The organism is Variovorax sp. YR752, assembly GCF_943372545.1.
Genome location: NZ_CALRZC010000309.1, coordinates 1 through 8,039, shown reverse-complemented (window position 1 = coordinate 8,039; position 8,039 = coordinate 1). Strand labels below are relative to the sequence as shown.

Here is an 8,039-nt window from a genome sequence, read left to right as displayed (position 1 = left end):
CCGGCAGCTTGCGCAGGTAGGCCAGGCTGGAATAGCCGGTGCCGAAGTCGTCGATCGACAGGTGCGTGCCGAGTTCGCCGAGGCGGCGGAAGGTCTCCTGCGTGGCGCGGGTGTCCTCCATCGCCGCCGTCTCGGTGATCTCGCAGGTCAGCAGCGAGGGGCGGATGCGGTGGCGCTTGAGCGCCTCGGTGATGCGGTCGACGATGTCGTCCTGGCGCATCTGGTAGGCCGACAGGTTGATCGCCACGCGCATGCGCAGGCCCTTGTCGCGCCAGGAGCGGGCCTGGCGGCAGGCCGCCTCGATGACCCAGTCGCCCAGCGGGCCGATCAGCCCGGTGCGCTCGGCCAGCTGGATGAACTCGCCGGGCATCACCATGCCGAGCTTGGGATGGTTCCAGCGCAGCAGCGCCTCGGCCGCGGTGACCTTGCCGCTGCGCGCATCGATCTTCGGCTGGAAGTACAGCTCGAGCTGGTCCTGCGCGATGGCGCGCTTGAGGTCGCGCACCAGTTCGAAGTTCTGCTTCGCGTCGTGGTCCATCTCGGGCGCGAAGAACGCGTGGCGCGTGCCGCCGGCGCGCTTGGCGGCGTACATCGCCGCATCGGCGCGCGGGATCAGCTTGCTGGCGCGGCAGCCGTCGGGGTACAGCGCGATGCCGACCGAGCAGGAGATGTTGACCTCGCGGTCGTCGACCTTGTAGGGCCGGCTGAGGATCTCGATCAGCGCGCGCGCCACCTTGGCGACCGACTCCTGCGAGGAGATCGCCGGCATCAGCAGCAGGAACTCGTCGCCGCCCACCCGCGCGGCGACGTCCGAGCCGCGGGTGATCGAGCGCATGCGCACGCCGACCTGCTCGAGCACGCGGTCGCCGCAGGCGTGGCCGAAGGTGTCGTTGACCGGTTTGAAGCCGTCGAGGTCGATGAACAGCACGGCCATCTTGCCGTGCTTGGCGTCGGCGCGCTTGGCCGCCGCGGCGAGCCGCTGCTCGAAGAACTGCCGCGTCGGCAGGCCGGTGAGCACGTCGGTGCTGACCGCGCCGCGCGCCGGGCGCGGCACGCTGTCGGCCACGACGGCGCCGCCGTGCCGCAGTACCGAGCGCATCAGGGTCGCCAGGCAGGCCAGCACGGCGAGCACGCTGATCTCGTGCCACGAGGTGGCAGGCACCACCGGCTCGCTGGCCATGTACCCGGTCAGTGCCAGCGCGACGATGCCGGCAGCCGTCAGCGCCGCACCGCCGCGCAGCCAGGTCGCCAGACGCTCGCGGCGCGGCGGCATGAACAGCGCGACGCTGGCCAGGGCCAGCGCGACGATCATCACGCCGTCGCCGATCGGCAGGTCGAACGGCAGCAGGCGGAACAGGCCGGGCAGCAGCAGCATCGCCACCCCGTACGAGGCGGCCAGCGTGGCCGCGCCAGCGGCCAGCATCAGCGGGATCGAGCCGTGCGCCCAGGCGCGTGCGGTGGCCAGCGCGAGCAACGACAGCGCCAGCGGCGGCAGCCAGGCCAGCGCCGAACGGATGCCCTCGAACGCGACCAGCGTGCCCTCGACGTGCAGCATGTGCGCCGGCCACCACAGGCCGCAGGCCACGATCAGCGCCGCAACGAGGCGGATGGCACGCGCCAGCGGCCGCGCTCGCCGATCGGCGAGCGCGGACATGCCGGCGGCCAGCCACAGCAGCAGGGCAGTCACGACGAAGCAGGCAGCGACGAGCATCGGGCGGGTGTTGTCCGTTCTTCTTGGGCGGGGAACCGCGACCGCCATCTTCAGGCTTTCGGCCGCCTGACTGATCACTTGATGCGCAGCCAAGCGCCCAGTACGTGACACACGCCGCAACCCGACGCGCGGCGCCCACGGATCGGGGCGGGATCAGTGGCCGACGAGGCCGTTACGGATCGCGTAAACCGTCATCTCGGAGTTGTTCGCGAGCGACAGCTTCTCGAGCACCCGCGCCCGGTAGACGCTGACGGTCTTCGGGCTGAGCTTGAGTTCCTCGGCAATGTCCGACAGGCGCTTGCCCGAGGCGATCAGCACCAGGGTCTGCAGTTCGCGGTCGGAGAGCTTCTCGTGCGAGTTCTCCACCACCGGCGTGGTCAGGCTCTCGACCAGCATCTGCGCGATCTCCGGCGTGACGTACTTGCGCCCCTGCGAGACGGTGCGCACCGCGGTGACCAGTTGCGCCGGGTCGCCGCCCTTGTTGACGTAGCCGAAGGCGCCGGCACGCAGCGCGCGGATGGCGTACTGGTCCTCCGGGTACATCGAGACGACCAGCACCCGCATCGGCAGGCCTTCGTCCTTGAGCACGTGCAGCACGTCCAGGCCGCTGCGCCCGCCGGGCAGGTTGATGTCGAGCACCAGCACGTCGCAGCTGTGGCTGCGCAGCAGGGTGCGCAACTCGCCATAGTCACCCGCCTCGCCGACCACCTCGATGTCCGGCGCGTCGGACAGCGTGTCGCGGATGCCGCGGCGGATCAAGGCGTGGTCGTCGCAAAGAATGACTTTGATCACAGAGTGCCCCACTGCGAAGGATCGTCCGGCTCGTGCAGCGACGCCGCCGGCGGCGGCGTCAGGTCGCCCGACGGGTTCAAGGGTACCGAGAGTATCAGCGTCGTTCCGGCCGGCCCGCTGGACAGGTCGACCCAGCCGCCGACCGTGCCGGCACGCTCATGCAGGCCGCGGATGCCGAAGGAACGCGCCTTGGCCAGGTCCAGCTGAGACAGGCCGCGGCCGTTGTCGCTGATCTCCAGCGACATCACGCCGCCGGCCAGCGACAGGTCGATCTGCACGCGCGTGGCCTGCGCATGCTTGGTGATGTTGGTCAGCGCCTCTTGCGCCGTGCGGTAGGCGACCAGCGGCACGCCGGCCGGCCACTCCGGCGTGTGTGACGGAATGCGCACTTCGCAGGAGATGCCGGTGCGCTTCTCGAAGCGCGTGGCGATCCACTGCAGCGCCGCCACCAGGCCCTGCTCGAGGATGGCCGGGCGCAGGTTGTGCATGATGCGCTTGCTCGATTCGATCGCCAGCGTCACCGTCTCGAGCGCGGACTGCACGCGCAGCCGCACGCCGGCGTCGTTGGTGTGGCGGGCGATCCAGGCCAGGTCGAACTTCAGCGCGGTCAGCGAGCCGCCGACGTCGTCATGGATCTCGCGGGCGATCGCGGCACGCTCCTGCTCGATGCTGGTCTGCAGGTGCTGCGCCAGTTCGCGCAGGCGCTGCTTGGACTTGCCCAGTTCGCGGTCGGCTCGCTCGCGGGCGTGGCGCGTCTCGCTGGCCTCCACGGCGTGCATCAGCGCCGGCACCAGCCGCGCCAGGTTGTTCTTCAGCAGGTAGTCGGAGGCGCCGTTGCGCATCGCCTCGACCGCGGTGTCCTCGCCGATCTCGCCGGAGACCAATATGAAGGGGATGTCGCGGCCGCTGGCCTTGAGCAGGTCCAGCGCGACCAGGCCGGAGAAGCCGGGCAGGTTGAAGTCGGACAGCACCACGTCCCAGTCCTGCTCGAGCGCAGCCAGGAAGGCTGCCTCGGAATCGATGCGCAGCGCCTGCACCTCCAGCCCGCCGCGGCGCAGGTGGGCCAGCGTCAGCTCGTGATCGAGCGGCGAGTCTTCCAGGTGCAGCACACGCAGCACATGGTCCAGGAGAGCGGCTGCCATCCGTGAAGTATGCCGCGGCCGAGCGAACGGAGAAGCGCGGGAAATGCCGCTGAGATCGCCCTAATGATTTGTGATGCGCTGCCGAAAATGTGCTGAGTCGCCGGCCCGATGCCGGTGCACAAGAACATTTCGCGGAGCAACGATGCCAGACCGCCTCTCGATGGATCCCGGTGGGGGAAGCCCCCTGCCCCTGATGGCTGCCGCCGACATCCAGGACAACCTGATGACGGCCAGCAACGACCTCGAACGCCTGCAGCGCCTGCTCAGCGACGCGAGTGAAGCGTTGATGGGCCACTTCTACGGTGCCTCGGGCCAGCTCAACCACCTGCTGCACGCGATGGCGCAGCACCCCGAGCTGAATACCCGCGAGCTGCACGACGCGATGCAGCACATGGCCGGCGCGATCACCGCGATGCAGTTCCAGGACATGGCCTCGCAGCTGATCACCCACACCAATACGCGGCTGCGCAGCTGCGCCGACCGGCTCGCCGCCGAGGCCATGGGCGACGACGAGGACGGCGTCGCCGTCGTCGAGACCGCGCCGCTGCGACCCAACCCCGTGACGCAGGACGAGATGGACGCAGGGTCCATCGAGCTGTTCTGACCCTGCCGCCATTCAAGAAATCCGGAACCCACCCGAAATCCACTCGTTACCTGGAGCCAGACATGCATTCAATCCTCGCTGTGGACGACTCGGCCTCGATGCGCCAGATGGTCGCCTTCACGCTCAAGAGCGCCGGCTACAACGTCGTCGAAGCGGTCGATGGCCAGGACGCCTGGGAGAAGGCGGGCTCGCGCGACTTCGACCTGGTGCTGACCGACCAGAACATGCCGCGCCTGGACGGCATCGGCCTGACCAAGAAGCTTCGCGACAACCCGAAGTTCAAGGCCACGCCGATCCTGATCCTGACCACCGAGTCCAGCGACCAGATGAAGCAGGCCGGCCGCACCGCCGGTGCCACCGGCTGGCTGGTCAAGCCCTTCGACCCGACCAAGCTGCTCGAGGTCATCAAGAAGGTGATCCGCTGAGGCTTCATCGCGCACACAAGAAACACGGGAGCACGACCCCATGGCCGAGATGACTTCGGAAGGCGCGAACGCAGGCGCCGGCATCGACCTGAGCCAGTTCTATCAGGTCTTCTTCGAGGAAGCGGGCGAGAACCTCGACCGCATGGAACAGCTTCTGCTGGAGGTCGACATCGAGGCGGCCGACGACGAGGAGCTGAACTCGATCTTCCGCTGCGCGCACTCCGTCAAGGGCGGCGCCGCCACGTTCGGCTTCTCCGACGTGGCCGAGCTGACGCACCAGATGGAGACGCTGCTGGACAAGCTGCGCCGCCACGAACTGGCGCCGAGCGCGCCGATGGTCGACGTGCTGCTCGCCTCCGGCGACGCGCTGCGCGCCCAGCTGGCACGCCACCAGGGCGCCGGCGGCGACGCGGTCGACACCACCGAGCTGCTGTTCAACATCCGCGCGCTGGTCGCCGGCGAGGCGCTGCCCGCCGCGGCACCCGCCGCCGCTGCCGCCCCGGCGCCCGTCGCCGCGCCGGCTGCGGCGCCGGTGGCCGCGCCCGGTGGCCCGCAGGCCCGCGCGCTGGAGTTGCGCGTCGGCCCGCTGGACCAGCCGGAGATGGCCGACAACCTGATCGACCTGTTCAAGGAGATCACCGACCTCGGCACCATCGAGCCGATCGACGGCGGCCAGTCCAGCGACGGCATGCGTCGCTTCAAGATCATCACCAGCAGCAGCGACAGCGACCTGCTGGACCTGTTCACCTTCCACGTGCCGCGCGAGGCGGTGGCGCTGCTGCCGCTCGGCCCGGGCTACGGCTTCCACGCCGGCGCCCCTGGCGCGCCGGCCGAGGAGCAGGTCACCGATCCGGGCTACGGCTTCTTCGACGACGCCCCCGGTGCGCCCAACGGCGCCGCACCGGCAACCCCGGCCTCCACGAGCGCTGCGGCGGCCGCACCGCTCGCCACAGCGCCCAAGCCGGCCGCACGGCCGGCCGCCAAGGCCGACAAGCCGACGGCCGCGACCGCCGAGGCCTCGACGCTGCGTGTCTCGGTCGAGAAGGTCGACCAGCTGATCAACCTGGTCGGCGAACTCGTCATCACCCAGGCGATGCTGGCGCAGAACAGCAAGGGCGTGGACGTCGCCCTGTACCAGCAGCTCGCCGCCGGCCTGGCCGACCTCGAGCGCAACACGCGGGACCTGCAGGAATCGGTGATGTCGATCCGCATGATCCCGATGTCGGTAGTCTTCAACCGCTTCCCGCGCATGCTGCGCGACCTCGCTGCCAAGCTCGGCAAGAAGGTCGACTTCGTGACGCACGGCGAAGCCACCGAGCTCGACAAGGGCCTGGTCGAGAAGATCACCGACCCGCTGACGCACCTGGTGCGCAACTCCTGCGACCACGGCATCGAGATGCCGGCCGAGCGGGTGGCCAAGGGCAAGCCCGAGCAGGGCACGATCACGCTGTCGGCCTCCCACCAGGGTGGCTCGATCGTCATCGAGGTGCGTGACGACGGCAAGGGCCTGTCGCGCGAGAAGCTGCTGAAGAAGGCGCGCGAGAAGGGCATCGACGCGCCCGACTCGATGACCGACCAGGAGGTCTGGAGCCTGATCTTCGCGCCGGGCTTCTCCACCGCCGAGGTGGTGACCGACGTCTCCGGCCGCGGTGTCGGCATGGACGTGGTGAAGAAGAACATCACCTCGCTGGGCGGCACGGTCGAGATCGACTCCGCCGAAGGCTACGGCATGAGCGTCAAGGTGCGCCTGCCGCTGACGCTGGCGATCATGGACGGCATGAGCGTGGGCGTCGGCGAGGAGTGCTACATCCTGCCGCTGTCCAGCGTGGTCGAGTCCTTCCAGGTGCAGCCCGGGATGATCCGCACGATCGGCGGCAGCGGCCGCGTGGTCGAGGTGCGCGACGAGTACATGCCGGTGCTCGAGCTCGAGCAGGTCTTCAACGTGCCGCGCTTCGACTTCGAGAACGTCAGCGCGATCATGGTCGTGGTGGAAGCCGAGGGGGGGCGCGTCGCGCTGCTCGTCGACGAACTGCTCGGCCAGCAACAGGTCGTGGTGAAGAACCTCGAGGCCAACTACCGCCGCGTCGACGACGTGTCGGGCGCCACCATCATGGGCGACGGCCGCGTCGCGCTGATTCTGGACGTCGGCAGCCTGGTGCGCCGCTCGCGCCACTGATTCTTTCCATCGCCTTCCCTACCGGACTTCGCGCCATGAATCTCAACAACCTCAGACTCGGTGCCCGCCTGACGCTGGGCTTCGGCGCCGTGCTGGCCCTCTCGCTGGTCATGGTCGTCGTCGGCTACTGGCGGATGGTCAGCATCGATGCCGACCTCACCAAGGCGCAGGACTACGACCGCCGCTCCGGCGTGATGGCCGAGTGGATGGGCAAGACCGAGCTGAACATCACCCGCGCCGTGGCCATCGCCAAGGGCGCGGGACTCCCGGCGCTCGAGTCGCACTTCGGCCCGCAGATGAAGGAGACGACGGCGCAGATCAACGAGCTGCAGAAGGAGCTGGACGGCGCGATCACGAGCGAGAAGGGCAAGGCGCTGCTGGCCGATATCGGCACCAAGCGCAAGGAGTACATCGACATCCGCGGCAAGGTCGGCGAGCTGACCAAGCAGGGCGACCCGCTGGCCGCGGAGACGATGCTCAAGGACAAGATGCTGCCCGCGGCCGCCGCCTACCTCGGCTCGATGCGCGCGCTCAGCGACTTCCAGGCCGACCTGGCGAAGCAGAACATCGACGAGGTGCACGCGATGCTGGCCTCGGCGGAGATGATGCTGGTGATCATGCTGGCCATCAGCCTGGGTGTCGGCGCCGCGATGGCCTGGGCCATCACCCGCTCGGTGACCGGCCCGCTGCAGCGCGCGGTGACCGCTGCGCAGACCATCTCCAAGGGTGACCTGTCCGAGTCGGTGAGCGCCACCTCGCGCGACGAACTCGGCGACCTGCTGCGCGCCATCGGCACCATGCAGGACTCGCTGCGCAACCTGGTCGGCCGGGTGCGCTCGAGCACCGACAGCATCAGCACCGCCAGCGTGCAGATCGCCACCGGCAACCAGGATCTCTCCGCCCGCACCGAGCAGACGGCGAGCAACCTGCAGCAGGCTGCCTCGTCGATGGAGGAGCTCAGCGGCACCGTCAAGCAGAGCGCCGACTCGGCGCGCCAGGCCAACCAGCTCGCGGCCTCTGCCGCCGAGGTCGCCCAGCGCGGCGGCACCGTCGTCTCCCAGGTGGTCTCCACCATGGACGAGATCAACGCCAGCTCCAAGAAGATCGCCGACATCATCGGCGTCATCGACGGCATCGCCTTCCAGACCAACATCCTGGCGCTCAACGCCGCCGTCGAGGCCGCCCGCGC

7 protein-coding genes are annotated in these 8,039 nt (G+C 69.2%); 4 read left to right on the top strand and 3 right to left on the bottom strand.

Features of this window, described 5'->3' with window-relative positions; genetic code table 11:
- The 3 genes from AAG801_RS38290 to AAG801_RS38280 form a co-directional block, all read right to left on the bottom strand.
- Window positions 1-1,711 (bottom strand): EAL domain-containing protein (locus tag AAG801_RS38290; protein WP_341893124.1); only part of this gene is annotated, 1,711 nt, incomplete at its 3' end.
- 153 nt (window positions 1,712-1,864) lie between these two features.
- Entirely contained in the window at window positions 1,865-2,503 is a 639-nt protein-coding gene (locus AAG801_RS38285) for a response regulator transcription factor (RefSeq protein ID WP_341893123.1), read from the bottom strand.
- The gene (locus AAG801_RS38280) at window positions 2,500-3,645 is read right to left on the bottom strand and encodes a response regulator (protein ID WP_341893122.1); all 1,146 of its coding nucleotides are present in this window, start codon (window positions 3,643-3,645) and stop codon (window positions 2,500-2,502) included. Before AAG801_RS38280 ends, AAG801_RS38285 begins: the two co-directional genes overlap by 4 nt.
- Before the next feature lie 193 nt (window positions 3,646-3,838).
- Here AAG801_RS38280 and AAG801_RS38275 point away from each other — a divergent pair, with 193 nt between their 5' ends.
- The 4 genes from AAG801_RS38275 to AAG801_RS38260 form a co-directional block, all read left to right on the top strand.
- Window positions 3,839-4,249 (top strand): hypothetical protein, encoded by a 411-nt coding sequence (locus AAG801_RS38275; RefSeq protein WP_341893121.1) that lies wholly within the window; start codon window positions 3,839-3,841, stop codon window positions 4,247-4,249.
- Between the two features lie 62 nt (window positions 4,250-4,311).
- The gene (locus AAG801_RS38270; protein ID WP_341893120.1) at window positions 4,312-4,674 is read left to right on the top strand and encodes a response regulator; all 363 of its coding nucleotides are present in this window, start codon (window positions 4,312-4,314) and stop codon (window positions 4,672-4,674) included.
- A 40-nt stretch (window positions 4,675-4,714) separates the two neighbouring features.
- Entirely contained in the window at window positions 4,715-6,850 is a 2,136-nt protein-coding gene (locus tag AAG801_RS38265; protein WP_341893119.1) for a chemotaxis protein CheW, read from the top strand.
- Window positions 6,851-6,885: 35 nt separating this feature from the next.
- Window positions 6,886-8,039, top strand: a 1,154-nt coding sequence (locus tag AAG801_RS38260) for a methyl-accepting chemotaxis protein (protein WP_341893118.1), incomplete at its 3' end; no start/stop codon positions are given.

What these genes read in the sequence shown, in the direction of transcription:
- AAG801_RS38280 (WP_341893122.1), bottom strand. Translation starts at nt 3,645, where the DNA reads ATGGCAGCCGCTCTCCTGGACCATGTGCTGCGTGTGCTGCACCTGGAA.
- AAG801_RS38275 (WP_341893121.1), top strand. Translation starts at nt 3,839, where the DNA reads ATGGCTGCCGCCGACATCCAGGACAACCTGATGACGGCCAGCAACGAC.
- AAG801_RS38270 (WP_341893120.1), top strand. Translation starts at nt 4,312, where the DNA reads ATGCATTCAATCCTCGCTGTGGACGACTCGGCCTCGATGCGCCAGATG.
- AAG801_RS38265 (WP_341893119.1), top strand. Translation starts at nt 4,715, where the DNA reads ATGGCCGAGATGACTTCGGAAGGCGCGAACGCAGGCGCCGGCATCGAC.